The sequence below is a fragment of the Microbulbifer maximicatervae (SeqCode) genome (assembly GCF_052467695.1).
On the sequence record NZ_CP174320.1, the window covers coordinates 3109928 to 3128854 of the forward strand.

Below are 18927 nucleotides of genomic sequence, written 5' to 3' on the forward strand. Positions count from 1 at the left end.
CTCTCGACGACACAGCAGCTATCTTCCTGATTTCCTTGAAGATTTCGCTGAAGAGAGAGACCGCTACAACGCGGAGAGCCCTCGCGAAGGGTGACAATTTGGTGAGGTGTCCGAGTGGTCGAAGGAGCACGCCTGGAAAGTGTGTATGTCGCAAGGCATCGAGGGTTCGAATCCCTCCCTCACCGCCATCTTCTAAAAGCCCGGCTTATGCCGGGCTTTTTTGTTTCCAGGGTTTCCAGCCCCTTCAGTCCCGTTTTTTTGGCAGGTGATCTTGCGGGGTAAAGCTGCCGAGCTTTCGAGTCGACACTAAGCGTGAGCTGCATCATTCGGCCCTTTCTAATACTAAAAGTCTACTTTTCCGGTCATCTATGTAGGCAGCCCCGGAGCCGATGGGGTGTTGTTCAGGGTAGTCCTTATTAGCTGTTCGATAAATACTGCTGTGTTTGAAGCCTTCGAGATAATCGCGGTCATGTAAGAGTATTGTGCGATGAAGTGTCTTGGTTGGTGAGATTGTATTTTAAGTTTTGACCGACTCCCTTGTATGTTTTTCGATTACCTATAATTTAATTCTCATGTTGTAGGTAGATAGGTGGAAACACTTTCAAGTGCAAACTAAGTGCGTTACAAGTTGTTGATGAAAGGATGCTATCTCGTGAGTTAGTCCAGATTTTTTATATTCTGCAGTTTATGATGATAGTGAAAAAGTACGGGGTGGATTTCTAAAGGTAAGAATCGATTAGGACCGCAGTGCTTTTTAGGGGGGGAGATTTCTGTATATGGCCACAGTTGGCTTTAGGTGATGAATTTGTACATGCTTACTGAATTTTTCACCTAGTATCTGAGGAAATAAACAGTGGGCTAGGAAAAAGAGGGAGAATAATTTTAAAGATACTTGAGGAATATTTTTCACTAGTTCTTGGGTGCGTATTTTTTTTGTAGTGTCTGTCTAAGTGCTATTTGTTGGTGGTTAGGGTTGTGTAGAGTGCTCCTTGTGGGTTTTTATTTATTCTTTTTGTTTTAGCTTCTACTTTGCTCATATTATAGGTGTTAAATGTAATTATTGGATGTGAACAGAACTGTTAAGGTATCAGCCGCTTTTCAAGTATAGGCAGCTAAGACTTTTATATCTGATTGGCTGGGATTGTGGTGGCCCTGGGAAGGTCTATTCTTCTTACTTTTATGGTGTTTAGTTTGGCATTAAAATAGTGCTTGACTGAACTGTTGCTATGATGGCTTATTCTTGAGCTTTTTTTTGATATTTTTGAAAACTAATTGGGGGGGGCGTAATATGCGTGGTTCCATCCATTATTACCTTCTCTGTATACCTTGTAATTGAGGCCGGTAATAGTGAGGGCTATCTGTAACAGCGGGTTTTTCTGTTATCTGATTCCGTCAGTACTGCCTAAAAGCACTGATAAATGTTAAAATTGTGCCGATAATTGCGTTGGGTTGGCCGGGTCCTGCAACCAAAGTGGGGGCGGAAAAAACTAAATGAGTTCAGCTGAAAGAATAAAAATTCAGAAGTTTAGTGAAAAAAGATAATATCCTGAGGATTTTTTAATGATTTTTGAAGATAGATTAATAAGCTATTTTGAACAAAGTCCCACTGTGGATCCCGACGCTATTGATAAATTTTTATTAAGGGGAGAGGCCTATGCGCTAAGGGTTGGGTTGTCGCCTACAGGCTTATATTTAGTGTCTGGATTAATTCCTAAAAAGAATAAAATTTTTGTAACGGTTACCGATGGGCCAACTGAAACGATATCTTATTTGATAGATTACTTATCTAACCTCCCTGATGATAGTACCACTAATTGGGGGGATATGCTTGAACTGGAGAGTGAGTTGCTCAATGAGCATGGGATTAGAGGGTTATTTTTCAGTCGGTTGAGATTTTTTGAATTTTTTGATAACTGTTCAGATGTTTTTCAATTTAATGGAGAGGAAGTGACGGTAGTTGCGTTTTTATTTCTAGCTTATAAGGAGGTTGCAGCTTTTAGCCGATCACAAGATGAGTTCTATGACTTAATTGAATTGAAGGATCCTATTAGGTTTAATCAAATTGAATGACAGTTAGTAGCATGGTTGGTATTTGTCGATGACATTATGTGGGAATGAATATATGAAGTGTCCACGTGATTTCAGCTTTTGCTAAGAAATACATATTGAATACTTATTGATTGGAGGTAGGTGCTGACGGTTTTACTAAAGTTAGCTTTACCAGCTATTTCTCTTCAGATTTTAAGTTAGGCGCTATGAAGGTTTACCAGGACGTGAAACAATGAGGCTAGATAATACACTAGAAGTAATAGTATTGCTAAACAGGAGGGAGATTGGCAAGAGAGGGTGCAGGGTGTTTGTTGATACCCCCGCATTTAGTGTTTATTGAAATGACGAGGCTCTTTGTGACTTCTGCTACAGCTATTTACTCTTCTTTGGTTCCCTAGTAACGCCTAAATTTTGGTCATGTTTGCTAAGCAAACTCATAACGGTCGCATTAAATGTAAACCTGAACCTTGGTATGTCACCCTTAGATAAAATATGACCGCAAACATCTGAAGTTCAACTGGAATTTCTCTTAATATTGAGGTAAAGTTCGCGCTCTCTTAACGATCTTGCATCTATCTTATTGATTTTGTTAAGGATCTTGGTGACGTGGGAGGCCGCATAATGAGCGGAATGCCCTTGCAGAGGGCGACAATTTGGTGAGGTGTCCGAGTGGTCGAAGGAGCACGCCTGGAAAGTGTGTATGTCGAAAGGCATCGAGGGTTCGAATCCCTCCCTCACCGCCATCTTCTAAAAGCCCGGCTTATGCCGGGCTTTTTTATTTCTGAAGCTTTTGTTCTTTAATCTTGAGTATCAAAGACCTTAGCTGTCACTGCTTTCTCCTATAGATGGAGGAGGCTGCTAGGCAGAGACCCTATTTATTACCGCAATACTCATCAAAATTGCTGGGAGTGTTAGCAAAGCCAGCCTTCTCTGCAAGTTCCCATGGTCGTTCGCATTCTTTAGTTTTACTACACCAAAGGTAGCCGGCTGAGTTTATACACCCGTGTGCATCCTTGTCTGAACCGACCGGTGTGGTGGGTTTGGGGTCCTCTGGAGTATCTGAGGAGCATCCCATTAGGGAGGCGACTAGAATAAAAGCGGCGGCTTCTTTGATTTTGAGCATTACAATCACCAGAAAGTTAAGGTTATTGTTAAGTATACGATTTAGAGCAGCACCCATCACAAGTCGTGCCTGATTGTTACTTCAAGGCCAGTCCAAGTGTGTTTTTTATATTATTATCAAATTTGAAAGGGTATGGGTTTGATAAGCCCTTTCAGTCTAATAGCTTATCTGCAAATCTGGCTATACTTAAAAATCACCCTCTCGATAGCTCTCAAAAGTCCTGGTTACTTTAATATCCTATCTTAGGGCTGTGATATCTCTATCGCAGGAAAAAATAAGTCCGTAAGTAGTAGCGGATTGCCTAAATTTACGGTATTTCATACTGACTTCACCATACTGGCAAGCAGTTTTTCACATGCTCTATAGAGAATAGGTTCTAGCTCTTTTGCTCCAAAAACAGGCCTATATTTGAGCATCCCTCTTAGGCTGAATACTCCTGAAAAATATTCTCTCCATGGCATTTTCTCTCGAGCCCTATAAGAGGAGTGTGTTTTATTGGAGTCGGCGTAATAGAGTCTAGCTGCGACTTCAATCTTTGGCCGCCAGAATACAGGCATTGCACCAAATTCTCCAAAGTATGCGGTGTCAAACTCACCCCCTCTTACTTTTAAGATGCTAAATCATTGGATTTAGGTTCTATTCGACTCGATATATGTGGTAAGGAGAAAATTTCTACCAGCCTATGACGAATGCCCGCCTCTAAATCTCCGCCCTTAAAAGCCCCCCAAGCACCAATCTTGCTAAATTCATTCTGTGAGACGACAATCATTTTATCCAGATAGACTCGTGGTTTACTCTTTTTAAATAACTTTGAGAACATTCTTACTGTAGCCAGATATAGGTTTTGTGAGGATGGGTACAAGGGGTAGTGCTGAAGGTATCGTGTGAAACCGACATCCTATTAGACATGGAATGATAGGTTTTCTGTCTATATTTTGCACTACTGTTAATGGCTAAATTGTATCTCCCATGGGCAAAGAGCCAAATAGATATTGCTTGTCGGGAACCATCTTTTCTCTGCCGCCCATGATGACCGGTTGTAGCATGAGCTTGAATGATGTTAATAAACTAAAGGTATAGTGTTCTTGGAGGATTAGTTACCTATTAGTTTTGGTAACTCTCTCATCGCTTGAAAGGACACTACACCAACTGTATTAGATTCCTCGTTAAGACGATTAAAAAAGTAAGTTTTCATGCCTGCTTCTATACCGGCCTGAACTCCCACTGGCCCATCATCTATAGCGGAGCAGTTCTCAGGATGGTAGCCCATACTTTTTGCAGCATGTAGGTATATGCCTGGATCAGGCTTCCATATGCCTACTTCATATGAACTGAATAAATTATTTCCGAAATACTTAGATAGCCCGCATATATCTAATGCATGCTTGATTTTTTGCAGGGGGCCGCTAGATACTACCGCTTTCTCACCATCAAGTGCCTCAAGAGCGTCTGCTACACCTTCAACAGGTTTTAACTCTCTGGTAAAGATTTTTGTGACTATATCGCGATAAGCTGCAACAAAATTGCTTTTCAGTTTGATATTATTCTCTTCTTCTAATAGGGATAGAATACTTGCCAGTTTCCAACCTCTGAATTTTATGACCAATTCATCAGCATCTAGTTTTACTCCGTAATTTTCGAACATCATAGCTAAGCCAATACTGGAGAGATGTTCGCTATCGACTAAGGTGCCGTCGTTATCAAAAAATAGGCATTTACTCACGGACGAAGCTCGTATTGATTTTTTTCATGTTGCGCAATTTTTTCGATAGTAAGTTTATATAAATGATAGATAAAGCCGCCGCCGCAATAGACATGAAGTGCCACTAATAAGGGGAGGCGCCCCCTCCGAGGTTGTATTGGTATATAACAATGCCGGTAGCAAGTGCGCTAACTGAGGGTAAGAAATACGGGGAGGCCGCAAGTATGAATGATGAGATCTTTGATAAGTTTCTTTTATTATTAATGCCGCCTACAGCAAGTGCAGCCATCATAAAAAGAAGGCTGGAAAATGATAGCTGGAGAAATGAACCAATAATAACCCAAGTTAAAGACATGTTAATCTCTGCTCGTAAAGGCGAGTTTGAGCCCTAAAGCTGCGAAGCTGCCCGCAAAGACTCTTTGGATGATAATGCTAATTTTTTCTGAGTGAATAACATAATTTCGAATGACTGTTGCTAGTAAGCCATAAACAATGAAAACCAGAAAGGTTATAGCCATGAAGGCAAGTCCAAGAATCAGCATACTATCTACGGGGTTCTGTATTTGAGAGGGAATAAACTGGGGTAAGAATGCCAGGAAGAAGATGGTTAGCTTTGGGTTCAAGATATTAATTATAAACCCCTTGAAAGCAATTGAGGTTAAGCTCTGTTTCTTTTGACTTTCCTCCAGAGTCAGGGAGCTGCTAGATTTAAGCATTGACCAAGCTAAGTACAATAAGTATGCGACTCCTGCATATTTTACAAACTGGAATGCTAATGCACTGGTATGAATGATTACGGACAGCCCCATGATGCAAGCAAGGATAGAGGGGATGATGCCTAGCGTACAACCTAACGCTGCAGAAATACTTGCCCGTTTACCCTTAAATAGCCCCGCAGCAACTGTATATAGAACTCCCGTTCCAGGTATCAGCACAACGATAAAAGAGGTAATCAAAAACTCAATGCTTATCATAAGGACAAGTCCTGACATGAAATTATAGATTTAAATGCTGGATTCAGGGATAACCCTTTTGAATGGTGGCCTCTCAATCTTCTTCAATTTTTAAGCTTATACCAGCTATTGGTGTTCCTGGGGGAAGGCCGCTGAGTTGCTCATGTATCTGTCCTAACAGATCTAGATGGACTTCCCAAGATACAGATTGATAATTTTCTGTAATGTACTCCCCGCCCATTATCGGTGGTTGGATTGATGAATAGCAACAACCTTGAGTTAATGGTTGCTCCACTAACTCAAGTAATAATCTGTATTTAAACCAGTGGCCCGGAATATCTTTCATTGCTGCCATCATCTCTCGGAATGCATTCCAGGATTTAGCGGAAAGTTCCATTTCTCCTGTGCCAGTATCTAGGAAATAGACACGTTCCCTGTTCAGTAGGCCTTCCTTCCTTTTGAAGAATAAATCCCCCATGGAGGTCAGAAGGCACATGGAGGCCTTTTTGCCAACTAGCCATCTCCAGCATTCAAGGGCATCTCTTTTTCCTAGATCAGTAACTGGAGCAAAAATATCTACTTCATTATCCATAATGTATTTCTATATGCCTGCGGTAAAATTGCCCAAAACTCATGATTGTTCTTAATCCAAGCCTCTGTCACACATCTATGGCGCTACGTCAAGATTTTTGTGGAGACAGCAGTTCGCTTGCAGATTGAGCGGAGCCGAACTCTTGTTGGCCCTTTCTCCAGAAATAAATGCTGATACAAAAAATAACTACAGGTAAAACCATACCAAATTCATTGAGATACCAACCTGAATCTGTGCTTTGTAGGGTCAATGGATTGAAGAATTTTTGAATAAATGCATTGAGGCTCATGTGGAAAATAACGGCAGGCCAAACACTGTTAGTCTTTAATCTTACGTAAGTCATGATTACTGACATTGACATTAAGCCTAGCGTAAAGAAAAACAACTGATAGCTGAGAGGGGCTGTTTCATTCCCGTAGACACCTGCTACCATCATGGGCCAATGCCAGGCGGCCCATGTAAACCCAGAGGTTAATGCGATCCCTGAGAAGGACATAAGCTTTGAGAGCTCAGGTACAAGCAATCCACGCCATCCAATCTCCTCTCCTAAAACTCCAGGCAGTATCAATATAAAGCTGATACTTGCAGTAATTAAGAATCTAAAGATGATTACACTGGTATCACTCCAGGCATCTACTTTATACCCCTCTCTTAGTGCCGTAACGTATTCTGAGTTATACCACTCCCCGAAACCTAAGATCCACATAATAAGGTAGGCAGCTGCTACATAGCCCAAGGGTACCAAATAGCTTAACCACTGATATTTCCAGCTTCCCCAAGACCATCCTAAGGAGCCCAGACTCTTCTTGAATATCAAGCATGTTGTGACCGTGGCAAGCCCAACAGAAAGCATTAAGGGTACTGCGCTTTCCATGTGAAAAATTAGCCAGTATCCGATAGGGTAGAGGCTCGCTGTGAGAATTAAAAAAACAGCGATAATTTTGATCGAGCTCAGCGATTCTTTCATCTAGATCGTTAACTCCGTGCCATCTTTAAAATGGCTAATCTGCAGTATGTCTATGTGCGAAATAGGATATCTCTTGTACTTTTAATGAGTGGGGATTACAAGAGGCTTAAGGTTTTGAAGGTTGCCCTGCAGAGTACTGTTATTGAGGCTAGGTGAATTTTACACTCTCTAAATTATCTATTCTAAATGTAGAAGGAATAGCTTATTAACTGCTTTTCGAACTCATACCTATTGACCTTTTATTTGGCTTGGCTGCTTTAAGTCTACCAGACGACACATTGCATCTTTTGTAGATTCGATTAACGGTATCCCTTGTGAGATATCCAGAGATATTGATCAATCTTTGTAGGTTTAAAGAGTCTAGCTTTAGGTAGGCCTATTTTGTTTGGTAGTTCGAGGCGCAGCTCGAAGTGTCTTTGTTAACAACCGCTTACTGGGTAGGTATTATTTTTCATGTGGAAGTCAACTTTTGAATGAGAATATATATCCTACCAGCTATGCTTGATCTTTGTTTAAGGGGGTGGTGAAATTGAGGGGATGTAAGTACAGTAGAAGTAGTAAAAAGTTAAACCTTTCTTAAAGGTATAATTTCAGGTGCTTGCTATTTTTAATTTAATATGCACCTCTGTACCAGCTGGATGTAAAATTTTATAATTGTCTCACTGTTAGAGTAGTGCATTCTACTCGTAGCATTACTGTATACAAGTTTATGGATGCCTTCTGATCACTTTAAAGCTCCACTCTCAATTGCTTCATGGAGTTTTTTCTCTATAGTAGACCACAATTTATGACTGCCACCTGCTATTTTTTCTGAGTTGACAGTGAAAACCTGTTCCTTGGAAATATTGTGTTTCTGCCAGCTATGGCCGTTACCATAAATGTTATGTAGTAGTGGAGGTACTCTATCAATCGCTTTTGCAAACTTACCATCAGGTGAAACGCCTTCCTCAAATTCCTCCTATAAAGCTATAAATTCAGCTGAGAGCTTGTCCGGTAATATCGATAGTGTTTGCGCTAGACTTTGGGTCTCACTTAATTGTTGCTCGTCGGTGAGTGGTTGATACACAATTTGATCACCTGCTCCAATTTCACCCAGGTCATGTATCAATAGCATCTTAACAACGCGGCTAATATCAATACGTTCATTGGCGTAGTCTTTGAGCATAAGTGCGATTAAGGAGACATGCCAGCTATGCTCTGCTGAGTTCTCGTAACGATTTATACCGACTGGCTTTGTTTGCCTCAGGACAGCTTTAAGCTTCTCAATTTCGATAACAAATTCTATGATTTTTTCAATATCACTCATTCTACTTCGCTTCTCACGTAGGATCTTCTATTGAAACTGAATTATATAAGTCTTTGTTGGAGTATTTTTAGGCTTTGATATAAAGATATTATATGGTATCCCACAGTTTCCCTCTGGCTGATGCTGATTCAATTGTTTACTGCTTCTTCAGCCCACACAGGAGATCTGAAGTGATTTTTATTTATAGTTTTTTTGTGAAAATTTTTTAGAGTCACTCCTTCTACATTCACGTTAAGATCTAGGGATACATAGCCTTCAGGCATGTATTTATGTACTATAAAATGTGTACCACTTGGGATTATCATGCCTTCGTTAGTCTGTAGCGATTTTGTTAAAGTCCAGACTTCAGATGTACCGGAATCTCGAAAGCTAAGGAAGGTGGTAGTGGAACCTACCCCAAGGAAAAATCCTACGATTAAAGTTGTTATTGTTTTCATGCATTTCGCTATTGCTGTTGAGATGTATTGAATTGTTCTGCTAACGAATTTTATTGGTTTAAGTATATACAGTATCGATAAATTGTCGCTATTTGTATATTTTTACTACTACAGGTTTGCACATGCTAAATAACCCGTATCTCTGTCAGGTTCGATTATTACTTATATCCTCGAATAAATTTTGTGTTAAGAAAAGTGCTTGTTGACGCGCCCTTAAACTACAATCAAAATGCTCCCCCAGCAGTAATTAGCCGCAGTTTAGCTTTATGCGACTTAAGTCTTTATTAATAGTGTCCATGCTGACCCTCAGCGGATGTTATGAAGTAACCCCTCAATCTTATGATCGAAGTGAGTGGTTGCCACGGTGGTCTGATGTCGATGGTGATTGCCAGAATACTCGTCAGGAGCTATTGATCCGTCTCTCTTTGGCTCCTGTTGCCTTCAGCAATGAGAAGAGCTGTACAGTGGTTACAGGCCTGTGGATGGACCCCTATACGGGACAGTTTTTTGAAAAAGCTTCGGATCTGGATGTGGAGCATATAGTACCGCTATCTTGGGCTCATAAGTACGGTGGTGCTAGTTGGAGCCGGGAGCAGCGCAAAGCTTTTGCAGAAGACCCTGCAAATTTGTGGCTGGTTGATGATGGCCACAATCGCAGTAAGGGAGATAAAGGGCCCGATCAGTGGCTGCCGCCCTATAAGCCAGCCCAAGCCATTTATATCCGTCAGTTTGAGGTTGTGGCCCGTAAGTATCGGCTTGGCGACTGAATACGACACTCTACCGTTAGAGCTGACATTGAGCTGATTTTTAAGTAAATCGGCTCCTGATGGAAATCACTGATCTCCTGATTATTTAGATCCTTCACTCCTTGCTCCCCATCCTATTATCTCCTTCGGGTTAGTTGGCAATAGTGATATTTAGCTATCCACCTAACCTACAGGTCCTGGTATGAACGCTAGTCAGAAATGGCATTAATGTACACTTCAGTTAAAGCACTGTGATTTTCTTCTGCTGCTGAATATTCATTTCTGCGATTACTTGCCGCTTAGATAGGGTGGGGTGTTACGAATTTGGCTTCCTTGGGTTACATAATTGAAGCAATATTTACGGGCATTAAATTGAGTTAAAAGATGATAGGGGGTAGCTATGGATAGAGTTGCGGGTATCTCGGCGTTTGGCATGGGGTTAATTTATATTAGTGCTTTTGTATTCTTTGGTGCTTTTTGGTCTTTTCCATCGGATGGGAGCCCCATAGAAAAAATGACATTCTTGGCAGAAAATCAACTGATTTTTAATATTGCCTATACCCTAATGTACTTGGTCTTTGCGATATTACTGGGCTGTGTGGTAGTTAGCTTATATGAAAAGCTAAAAAGTAAGAGGAGGGAGATTGCTGCATTGGCATCCTTGTTTGGAGCAGTCTGGGTGGGCCTTGTCATAGCGAGCGGTATGATCGCAAATATAGGACTCGCCTATGCTTTGGGGCTTATGGAAGTCAGTGTTCAGCAGGCTTTCGATACCTGGGGAATAATATACTTGATGGTTGAAAGTCTTGGTGGTGGCAATGAGTTGGTGGGTGGACTTTGGGTTTTGTTAATTAGTATTGCTGCATTGCAAGCTGGGCTTTTTTCCCGGCCATTAAATTTTATCGGTGTGCTAGTGGGAGTGGCGGGAATTGCGACTATCTATCCGGACGATATCTTTACAGAAATATTCGGAATTTCCCAAATAGTCTGGTTTATTTGGTTAGGTTTCTCTTTGTTAAGGCTGGGTAGGCACAGTCAAAAATGGGAGGCAGCAAACTCTATTCCGACCGCTAATAGCTAAAGGTGTATATAGGTAAAGCCTGCTTCTTCACATGGAATGCGTCTGGACAATAAAGTTTGTATGCAAGTGGGTAAGAAAGTGTTTTTGATTTTCCCCAAAAAATGAAAAATGCGTCTATCCTTTCAATGGGCCAAGCATTCGTTTATTCAGTGTCTTGGCTTGCGTTTCCGCTGTCGTAAGGCTGGTGAATCCGGGGCTATTCCTTGCCTCGCTGTTTGTCGCAGTCATTTTAGTGACTTGCCGGCCAGTCCTCCCCGGCCCGTGGGTAGCGAGCGGATTGCACATTACCTGCAATTGATTCACGGGGTGATAACCCTGGATATTTTGGAGATCTAATTGTGAAAAGTAAGCAGTTCATTCTTCCTTTGGTAATTGCCAGTCTTGCTGCTTCTGCTGCCTTCGCGGATAACCATCCCAAGAAGCCGGCGAAAGACTGGACCTGTGCGGATTTCCTGGCTATCGACGATGAGTTTAAACCTAAAGCAGTTTATTGGGCTGCCGCCTACGCCAAGAAAGGCACGGAAGAGGGGGATATGCTGGATATTGAAGGCACAGAAAAAGTGACGCCGATGGTGATTACCGCCTGCACCAAAGCGCCAAAAGAATCTTTCTGGGCTAAGTTCAAAGATGAGTGGCACAAGGTGGGGATGCACCACAAGAAGGACAAAGCTGAAAAGCAGATGATGAAAATGCAGAAAAAAATGCAGGATGGCACTCAGATGAACAATAGTAATGGTGGCAGTGGCACAAACGGGACTAACCAGTAGGCGCTGTTCGTCAATACTTGCATTGCTATTGTTCTGGGCCCGGCTTGTGCCGGGCTTTGTCTATCCTGAGATGGAGATTCACCAGCGAAATGGTTTCGGTTAGTATTTATGGTGAATGGACGAAAAGTAGGCAAATGGATTTGTGATATGGGAAAGACTGTAAGAAACGAAGCCAGGCGGGGGAGAACAATTAGCCGTTCTACCAGGCTCTTCTGGGGTGGGGTGCTGTTGGCTGGGTTATTCCTGGCGTTGTTTATGCATTCGTCAAAGGCAGTCGTTTGCTAATTTGCCTTGATATGTATGGCGCCCCCGGGTGGACTCGAACCACCAGTCCGGACTTAGGAGGTCCGTGGTTTATCCTGTTAACCGACGGGGGCGGGTGTCAGCACTGCTGAAGAGCGGCGCTATTCTAGCCTGTGGAAAGCCCTGTGTCATGTCATGCTTTTCACCATTAACTCACCTTCCATCAAATCGTACCAAGTTGCTGTGTCACTGAGGGTAACATTGGCGCCACTCGGTTACTGCTATTCCCGTCGTTCCCTTTTCTTAAAATTTTCGAAAAACCTTCATAAATCTGTCTTTTTTCTTCGCTACTTTGACTTCGAAATGGCGGTTTTTGCGGATAGCTTTGTTCGGGGATCAGTTGGAAAGTTTTGACGTAAAAGCCGTATTTCCACTTGATAAATTATTGCTTGACCACGATTGATTGAGCTGGATAACCTGCAATTGCACCCTTGGTGCGATAAGGATATTTCTGCTTTCTCTAATCAAGATTATGGAGTTTCGTATGAGCGGCCACGTTAACGAAAGACGCCTAGATTTTGATAATGTGGGTATTCCACAAATTGCAACTGAAGTGCTGAAGGAAGCTACCTCTCAGCCACCACGCGACGCACGTCGAATGGTAGAAGACAAATTGGAGGAAAAGCGTTTAAGGCGTGAATTAATGGATTATGATTTCGACTAACGAAATATGCTGAAACTTTAACGGCTACGGCCAGCTATGCAGGGTGCAGATAATAAATTAAAGTAATCTAAAAATAGGATTGCTTAAACTGTACTCTGCGTAGTTAATAGATTTTATTGAAAATTTGCCTTTCCTGCCCAAGTCACTTCTATTTTCCCCTGGCTTTTCTCTGTGCTTTTAAATCGTTGGGCTCTGTTTCCCCGTATTGTATTTTCACTAATTAAAGTTGTTAGGTTTATTATTTTTGCAATGGGCGCTATGGAGATAGGGAAGAAGGTGTGTAGGTACAGAGCCCGTAAGGGATGCGGGCTCTATCGTAGGTATTGAGTTGGCTGTAGCTACATATTTTGTGTGGCTGCAGAGTTGCCTCCAAACCAACCCAGCAGACGCTTGAGTTTTGAAGCTAACTTGCCGCGCTTGGCCTTTCTGTTTTTGTCAGCATCGCTGACTAACCAGGCTACCTGGATAACCAATCTTTTACCTTCGAAAGGCAAGTGTCCGTGGAACGAGTTATCGGCTCGCTTAAATGCGGCCAGGGTACCGTACGAAGGTTTTACCTCTGGGGCTGCAGTATCTTCAAAGTTATCGCCGCTTTTTAAGAAACGCAGGCAGCCTGTGCCGTCCAAGGACCACTCCGGGTTCAGGTAGAGCAGGGCGGTAGCAATTTTTGACTGTCCGTCGGTATGGATGCGGCCGTGGCGTTTCTTGAGTGTACGGCTAATGGAAACATAGGTTGGGTATTGAGAAAGATTCTCAATACCCAGGTTGTTGCCAATAGCATCGGCGAATTCTGGAGCCCTAAACTGTTCAATCAGTTCATTTATTGTGGTGCCACAACTGCTTCTATCGTAGGGAAGGTAACCGGCCCCTTTAAGCTTTGGGAAGTCTTTGATAAAGGATGCCATCAGGTTCTCGGCCAGCAAGTTCTTGGCCACGAAGAAAGGAAATGGCTGTTGGTGAATCTGGCTTTCTTGGCCAATTAAAGTAGTAGCGTCGAGCCAGGGATCGATATGGGTGGCGAGATTGTTCATAGACACGCATCCTTACGAGCAGAAGAATTGGCCCTTTTGGGGGTCCAGCTTTATGTCGACTTCTGAGATTACCCACTTCCTTGAGGGTACAGCGAGAAACAGGTACTGAATCTCACGACGGTGTGAAAATACCAAAACTACAATTCAGTGCCAATTTAAATAGCGCTTTTCAGTGTGAATCAGTGGGCATTCTTGCGAAAGATCAAGGGTTGCTAAAATGTTGCTCGCTGAGACAATGCAATTAGCGCTGGTGCCGGTATAATGCCGTTCAGATTTGTCAGAGCGGTTTTATCCTGGAATGTCTGTGACCCCTAAGTCCCAAGTTGTGCTGCAAGTGAGAGATCTCGCCTGCGAAAGGGATGGTCGGCGCTTGTTTGAGGGCCTTCAGTTTTCTCTTCAAGCCGGCGCTGCAATTCAAATCAAAGGCAGTAATGGCGCGGGTAAAACGACCTTGCTGCGCACTTTGATTGGCAGTAGCAGTGATTTCACTGGGGAGATCCTTTGGTGTGATACCGCCTACCCGCAATCGCTCTCGGTGATGCGTGAATCCTTACTATATATCGGGCACAGGGGCGGAGTGCGCAGTGGCCTGACTCCGCTGGAAAACCTCACCTGGTATGGTGCTGACCATGAGGACGCGCTTAATGCGCTCGATAAAGTCGACCTGACCGGCTTTGAGGACAGCTTGTGCCACTCCCTTTCCGCCGGCCAGAATCGCCGGGTTGCCCTAGCGCGATTATTTCTACCTGATTCCCCTCGATTGTGGATACTCGATGAGCCACTGACCGCCCTCGACGTTGTGGGTGTTGCTGCATTGGAAGAGCAAATGGCGGTCCATCTTTATAGCGGTGGTTCAATTCTGCTGACCTCACACCAACCTCTGTCATTAGCCGGACTCAGTGAGGTTAATTTGTCTGACTATTCAGTCTCTGAGCCTTTTGAGGATTTTGGGGGAGAGCATGTCGACAGTTGATGTCCAAACACCGGTGAGCGAAGTGCGCAGTGGCCCTGGTTTTATGGCGCTGTTCCGGATTGAAATGCTCTTGGCGTTGAGAAAACGAGCAGATATTGCCAACCCCTTATTATTTTTTGTGACGGTTTTAGCACTTTTGCCGTTAGGGGTAGGACCTGAGCCCGAACTTCTGGCAAAGATGGCTCCGGGCATGATCTGGGTAATGGCCCTACTGTCCACCATGCTATCCCAGGAAAGCCTTTTTAAAGGTGATTTCGAAGATGGCACCCTGGAGCAGCTCACCCTGTTACCACAACCGCTTTACTTTGCGGTTCTTGCAAAATCCCTGGTGCACTGGATTGCCACAGGCTTGCCGCTGGCATTGCTGTCGCCGCTGCTCGCCTTAATGCTGAATCTGCCCGTGGATGGTTATGTTTGTTTGCTGGCTTCCCTATTGCTGGGAACTGCAAGTTTGAGTTTGATCGGGGCCATTGGTGCAGCACTCACTGTTGCCTTGCGCCGCCCCGGTTTGCTCTTGGCACTAATTGTTATGCCGCTGTATGTGCCCGTGCTAATCTTCGGCACCGGCGCAGTACAGGCGGCAATTGATGGCTATGCCTACAGCGCCCAACTGGCGATATTGGCAGCACTCCTAGCGGCTGCTGCGGCACTGGCGCCACTCGCTGCTGCGGGTGCAATACGTATTAGCCTGGATAATTGATTTGGAGGTCTTTCTTGGCTTGGCAATGGTTTCACCGCCTGGGTTCGCCCCGCTGGTTCTATCAAAAAACTGAAGCCTGGCTGCCCTGGCTGGCGCTGGCTAGTGTTGTATTGCTCGCTGTAGGCAGTGTTTGGGGCCTGGGTTTTGCCCCAGAAGATGCCAAGCAGGGCAATAGTTACCGCATTATCTTTATCCATGTACCCGCCGCCTTCCTGGCCCTGGCCGGTTACTACATTATGGCGATCAGCGGTGCTATCGGCTTGATCTGGAAGATGAAGCTCTCCTTTGCCGTGATGCGCGCTGCCGCGCCGATCGGTGCGGTATTGACCTTTGTCTCGCTATTTACCGGTGCTGTGTGGGGTAAACCTACCTGGGGTGCTTACTGGGTATGGGATGCCCGCATTACTTCAATGCTGATACTCCTGTTTCTCTATGTCGGCGTTATGGCACTTACCCACGCAGTGAACCGGGAGCAGGTCGCCGACAAAGCTTCTGCACTGCTGGCTTTGGTGGGCACCGTGAATATCCCGATTATTTACAAGTCCGTAGACTGGTGGTTTACCTTGCACCAGCCCGCGACCATTCGCCTGACCGAATCCAGCAGTATTGATCCGAGTATGTTCTACCCGCTGCTGACCATGATTATCGGTTTCTACTGTATGTATGCCTGGACCCTGCTGACTCACACCCGCACTCTGCTGCTCAAGCGCGAGATGCGCACCAAGTGGGTACAGGAAGAACTGGCGGGAGGTCGATAAAGTGGAGTTTCAATTTGCCAACCTGGCTGATTTCCTAACGATGGACGGCCACGGTGTATTTGTGTGGGTGTCCTACGCGGTGACTTTCCTGAGTCTCGCGGGGATGGCTCTCTACCCTTACATTGCCCGCCGCGGCCTGAAGGCAGAGCTGGTGCGACAGCAGAAAATTGCCCAGCGCCGCCGCCAGGCAGTGAGTGAGCGCACAGTAACCACAAAGAAAGAAATAGCAGAGGAACCGGCTTAATTTCAATTTGCCGGGTTCCAGCGGATAGGGCGATGGAGAACCTATCAGCGCAATAGAATTAAATAGTTATGGAGTAGGACTTAGACAATGCACCCTGTACGCAAGCAACGCCTGATACTCGTACTTGTCCTGGTGGTATTGTCCAGTGCAGCAGTAGGTTTTGTAGCCTATGCGATGCGCGGCAATATCGATTATTTCTATGCCCCCAAGGCCTTTGCAGCGGGTGAAGTCCCGATGGAAAAGCGGATTCGCGCGGGAGGTTGTGTTGTCCCGGGCAGTGTGCAGCGAGCTACTGGTAGCCTGGAAGTCCAGTTTGTGATTACTGATGGCGAGGCTCAACTCTCCGTAGTCTTCGACAAAATCCTGCCGGACCTATTTGCCGAAGGCGAAGCAGCAGTGATTACCGGCCAGTTGATGCCAAGCGGTGTTCTGCGTGCGGACCAGGTGCTGGCCAAGCACGATGAAACTTATACGCCACCTGAGGTAGCCGACACCATGGTTTCCCATGAAGGTTGTTCCGATGGAGCGAAAATATGATCCCTGAGCTGGGCCATTTTGCGTTAATTGTCGGCTTGCTGCTTTCGGTTGCTCTCGCAACAGTGCCGATGGCCGGTAGCTATTCATCGCGCCCTGTGTGGATGGATGCGGGGCGTCCGCTGGCTCTGGGTATTTTTGCGTTCGTTCTGATCGCTTTTGCCTGCCTGACCACTTCTTTTGTGCAGAGTGATTTCACGGTTAATTACGTAGCACAGAACTCCAACAGTATCCTGCCGGTTTATTACAAAGTTACCGCTGTATGGGGTGGGCATGAGGGCTCCATTCTGTTGTGGCTTTTGATTCAGGCTGGTTGGGCTGCGGCAGTAGCGCTGTTTGGTAAGCAGCTGCCCCCAGAGCTTTCCGCGCGGGTTTTATCCGTACTCGGTTTTGTACTGATCGGGTTTTTCCTGTTTATTCTGTTTACTTCCAACCCATTTGATCGCACCCTGCCATTCCCGCCGATGGAAGGTTCTGACCTGAACCCGCTGTTGCAGGACCCCGGTATGATTTTCCATCCGCCCTTGCTTTATATGGGGTATGTGGGTTTCTCGGTAGCCTTTGCTTTTGCTATTGCGGCATTGCTCGGTGGCCAGCTGGATGCGGTGTGGGCCCGTTGGGCAAGACCCTGGACGGCTGTGGCTTGGGGCTTCCTGACCTTGGGTATTGCCCTGGGTAGCTGGTGGGCTTATTACGAGCTGGGCTGGGGTGGCTGGTGGTTCTGGGACCCGGTTGAGAATGCATCCCTGATGCCTTGGTTGGTAGGGACTGCCTTGATGCACTCTTTGGCGGTAACTGAGAAGCGTGGCCTGTTTAAGAGCTGGACTATCCTGCTGGCGATTTTCGCTTTCAGTCTCAGCCTGCTCGGCACCTTCCTGGTGCGCTCAGGGGTGATTACCTCGGTGCATGCATTTGCTACTGACCCACTGCGAGGCAGCTTTATTCTTGGCTTCCTGGCTGTAATTGTCGGCACTTCGCTGCTGTTATTTGCCCTGCGCGCACCGACAGTCAGCGCCCGTAGCGTTTTCTCTCTCCGCTCTTTGGAAACCTTCCTGCTTGGCAATAACATTCTGTTGATGCTGATTATGGGCATGGTTTTGACCGGTACTCTTTACCCGCTTCTGGCCGACGCCATGAACTGGGGCAAGGTGAGTGTGGGTCCGCCCTTCTTTAATCTTTTCTTCGTGCCACTGATGGTTGTTCTCTGCCTGCTGGTGGGGATGGGCGTGCGCGCCAACTGGAAAGACAGCCGCTGGGACAAACTCCTGAGCGCATGGCGTTTGCCATTTGTCGCTTCGTTGGTAGTTGCGTTGCTGTGGACCCTGGCCCTGGGAGATTTCCATTGGGGAGCGGCGCTGGGAATCTTTATTGGTATCTGGGTCTTTGCTTCCAGCATCGCTGATATCGTGGCTAAAACCCGCAACTCCAGCTCATTCTTTGCCGGCCTTAAGCGTCAGAGAGCCAGTTACTACGGGATGCATATCGCACATATCGGCCTGGCAGTTTCGGTGTTGGGGGTAGTACTGACCACCGTTTACAGTATTGAGGAAGATGTGCGTATGGGTGCTGGGGACAGTTTCCAGGTTTCCGGTTACGACTTCAAATTTGACGGTGTTCGTATGGTTCAGGGGCCTAATTACCGAGCCTTTGAAGGTGTATTGCATGTCAGCAAGGACGGGAAGCCGGTTGCAGAGCTGCATCCCCAGAAACGCAATTACCTCTCTGGTGGCAACACCATGACAGAGGCGGCGATCGATACCGGACTCTTCCGCGATATTTATGTGGCCCTCGGTGAGCCGATGGACAGGTCTAACCCAAGCGGTGATTGGGCTGTGCGACTTCAGTACAAAGCCTTTGTGGTATGGATTTGGTTGGGCTCGCTTTTGATGGCGATTGGTGGAGCTATTGCTGTAGCGGATAAGCGCTATCGCAAAGCGAAAGCCGCTAAACCTGTAGATATAGAAGTTACAGGCAATGTTGCTACGGCGTAATAGTTG

The 18927-nt window shown here is 45.3% G+C and carries 20 protein-coding genes, 3 tRNA genes and 1 pseudogene; 15 read left to right on the forward strand and 9 right to left on the reverse strand.

Going from position 1 to position 18927, the window contains the following annotated elements; genetic code table 11:
* Nucleotides 1–100 precede the first annotated feature (100 nt).
* The 3 genes from ACJJI8_RS13720 (at nucleotide 101) to ACJJI8_RS13730 (ending at nucleotide 2792) form a co-directional block, all read left to right on the forward strand.
* A tRNA-Ser gene (locus ACJJI8_RS13720) sits at nucleotides 101–188 on the forward strand.
* 1372 nt (nucleotides 189–1560) lie between these two features.
* Nucleotides 1561–2070 (forward strand): hypothetical protein, encoded by a 510-nt coding sequence (locus tag ACJJI8_RS13725; RefSeq protein ID WP_444896629.1) that lies wholly within the window; start codon nucleotides 1561–1563, stop codon nucleotides 2068–2070.
* Nucleotides 2071–2704: 634 nt separating this feature from the next.
* Nucleotides 2705–2792, forward strand: a tRNA-Ser gene (locus ACJJI8_RS13730).
* A 128-nt stretch (nucleotides 2793–2920) separates the two neighbouring features.
* Here ACJJI8_RS13730 and ACJJI8_RS13735 read toward each other — a convergent pair.
* Nucleotides 2921–3172, reverse strand: a complete 252-nt coding sequence (locus ACJJI8_RS13735; protein ID WP_444896630.1) for a hypothetical protein — start codon at nucleotides 3170–3172, stop codon at nucleotides 2921–2923.
* Nucleotides 3173–4265: 1093 nt separating this feature from the next.
* Entirely contained in the window at nucleotides 4266–4895 is a 630-nt protein-coding gene (locus ACJJI8_RS13740) for an HAD-IA family hydrolase (protein ID WP_444896632.1), read from the reverse strand.
* Nucleotides 4896–5098: 203 nt separating this feature from the next.
* Here ACJJI8_RS13740 and ACJJI8_RS13745 point away from each other — a divergent pair, with 203 nt between their 5' ends.
* On the forward strand, nucleotides 5099–5266 hold the full coding sequence (locus tag ACJJI8_RS13745) for a hypothetical protein (RefSeq protein WP_444896633.1): 168 nt from the start codon (nucleotides 5099–5101) through the stop codon (nucleotides 5264–5266).
* Here the strand turns inward: ACJJI8_RS13745 and ACJJI8_RS13750 are convergent.
* From ACJJI8_RS13750 to ACJJI8_RS13770, 5 genes and pseudogenes are all read right to left on the reverse strand, one after another.
* Nucleotides 5231–5848 carry a LysE family translocator gene (locus tag ACJJI8_RS13750; protein ID WP_444932708.1) on the reverse strand — a complete coding sequence of 206 codons (618 nt, stop codon included), beginning with the start codon at nucleotides 5846–5848 and terminating at the stop codon, nucleotides 5231–5233. The two genes, ACJJI8_RS13745 and ACJJI8_RS13750, sit on opposite strands and share 36 nt — an antisense overlap.
* Nucleotides 5849–5921: 73 nt before the next feature.
* Nucleotides 5922–6419, reverse strand: a complete 498-nt coding sequence (locus tag ACJJI8_RS13755; RefSeq protein ID WP_444932709.1) for a T6SS immunity protein Tdi1 domain-containing protein — start codon at nucleotides 6417–6419, stop codon at nucleotides 5922–5924.
* 88 nt (nucleotides 6420–6507) lie between these two features.
* Entirely contained in the window at nucleotides 6508–7386 is an 879-nt protein-coding gene (locus ACJJI8_RS13760) for a CPBP family intramembrane glutamic endopeptidase (RefSeq protein WP_444932710.1), read from the reverse strand.
* Nucleotides 7387–8110: 724 nt separating this feature from the next.
* Nucleotides 8111–8692: pseudogene (locus ACJJI8_RS13765) on the reverse strand (HD domain-containing protein).
* Between the two features lie 128 nt (nucleotides 8693–8820).
* Entirely contained in the window at nucleotides 8821–9129 is a 309-nt protein-coding gene (locus tag ACJJI8_RS13770; protein WP_444896638.1) for a hypothetical protein, read from the reverse strand.
* Nucleotides 9130–9395: 266 nt separating this feature from the next.
* Here ACJJI8_RS13770 and ACJJI8_RS13775 point away from each other — a divergent pair, with 266 nt between their 5' ends.
* The 4 genes from ACJJI8_RS13775 (at nucleotide 9396) to hdeA (ending at nucleotide 11723) form a co-directional block, all read left to right on the forward strand.
* Entirely contained in the window at nucleotides 9396–9896 is a 501-nt protein-coding gene (locus tag ACJJI8_RS13775; RefSeq protein ID WP_444916052.1) for an HNH endonuclease family protein, read from the forward strand.
* Between the two features lie 412 nt (nucleotides 9897–10308).
* The gene (locus ACJJI8_RS13780) at nucleotides 10309–10956 is read left to right on the forward strand and encodes a hypothetical protein (protein WP_444932711.1); all 648 of its coding nucleotides are present in this window, start codon (nucleotides 10309–10311) and stop codon (nucleotides 10954–10956) included.
* A gap of 108 nt (nucleotides 10957–11064) precedes the next feature.
* A complete protein-coding gene (locus ACJJI8_RS13785; protein WP_444932712.1) occupies nucleotides 11065–11292 on the forward strand; it encodes a hypothetical protein in 228 nt (75 codons plus the stop codon).
* A 2-nt stretch (nucleotides 11293–11294) separates the two neighbouring features.
* Nucleotides 11295–11723 (forward strand): acid-activated periplasmic chaperone HdeA, encoded by a 429-nt coding sequence (hdeA, locus tag ACJJI8_RS13790; protein ID WP_282933522.1) that lies wholly within the window; start codon nucleotides 11295–11297, stop codon nucleotides 11721–11723.
* Nucleotides 11724–12024: 301 nt separating this feature from the next.
* Here hdeA and ACJJI8_RS13795 read toward each other — a convergent pair.
* Nucleotides 12025–12100 (reverse strand) — tRNA-Arg (locus tag ACJJI8_RS13795).
* 410 nt (nucleotides 12101–12510) lie between these two features.
* Between ACJJI8_RS13795 and ACJJI8_RS13800 the strand changes: the two genes are divergently transcribed.
* Nucleotides 12511–12690: a PA3496 family putative envelope integrity protein gene (locus tag ACJJI8_RS13800; RefSeq protein WP_108735213.1), complete on the forward strand. Its 180-nt coding sequence runs from the start codon at nucleotides 12511–12513 to the stop codon at nucleotides 12688–12690.
* A gap of 338 nt (nucleotides 12691–13028) precedes the next feature.
* Here ACJJI8_RS13800 and ACJJI8_RS13805 read toward each other — a convergent pair whose 3' ends face one another.
* Nucleotides 13029–13721, reverse strand: coding sequence for a 2OG-Fe(II) oxygenase (locus ACJJI8_RS13805; protein ID WP_413665103.1), 693 nt, complete (start codon nucleotides 13719–13721; stop codon nucleotides 13029–13031).
* 298 nt (nucleotides 13722–14019) lie between these two features.
* Between ACJJI8_RS13805 and ccmA the strand changes: the two genes are divergently transcribed.
* The 6 genes from ccmA (at nucleotide 14020) to ACJJI8_RS13835 (ending at nucleotide 18921) form a co-directional block, all read left to right on the forward strand.
* A complete protein-coding gene (gene ccmA / locus ACJJI8_RS13810) occupies nucleotides 14020–14694 on the forward strand; it encodes a cytochrome c biogenesis heme-transporting ATPase CcmA (protein WP_444932713.1) in 675 nt (224 codons plus the stop codon).
* On the forward strand, nucleotides 14681–15394 hold the full coding sequence (gene ccmB, locus ACJJI8_RS13815; RefSeq protein ID WP_444932714.1) for a heme exporter protein CcmB: 714 nt from the start codon (nucleotides 14681–14683) through the stop codon (nucleotides 15392–15394). Before ccmA ends, ccmB begins: the two co-directional genes overlap by 14 nt.
* A gap of 14 nt (nucleotides 15395–15408) precedes the next feature.
* A complete protein-coding gene (locus ACJJI8_RS13820; protein WP_282933518.1) occupies nucleotides 15409–16152 on the forward strand; it encodes a heme ABC transporter permease in 744 nt (247 codons plus the stop codon).
* A 1-nt stretch (nucleotide 16153) separates the two neighbouring features.
* A complete protein-coding gene (gene ccmD, locus ACJJI8_RS13825) occupies nucleotides 16154–16396 on the forward strand; it encodes a heme exporter protein CcmD (protein WP_444896642.1) in 243 nt (80 codons plus the stop codon).
* Between the two features lie 87 nt (nucleotides 16397–16483).
* On the forward strand, nucleotides 16484–16933 hold the full coding sequence (locus tag ACJJI8_RS13830) for a cytochrome c maturation protein CcmE (RefSeq protein ID WP_444932715.1): 450 nt from the start codon (nucleotides 16484–16486) through the stop codon (nucleotides 16931–16933).
* Nucleotides 16930–18921 (forward strand): heme lyase CcmF/NrfE family subunit, encoded by a 1992-nt coding sequence (locus tag ACJJI8_RS13835; protein WP_444932716.1) that lies wholly within the window; start codon nucleotides 16930–16932, stop codon nucleotides 18919–18921. The genes ACJJI8_RS13830 and ACJJI8_RS13835 overlap by 4 nt, the downstream gene beginning before the upstream one ends.
* Nucleotides 18922–18927 lie beyond the last annotated feature (6 nt).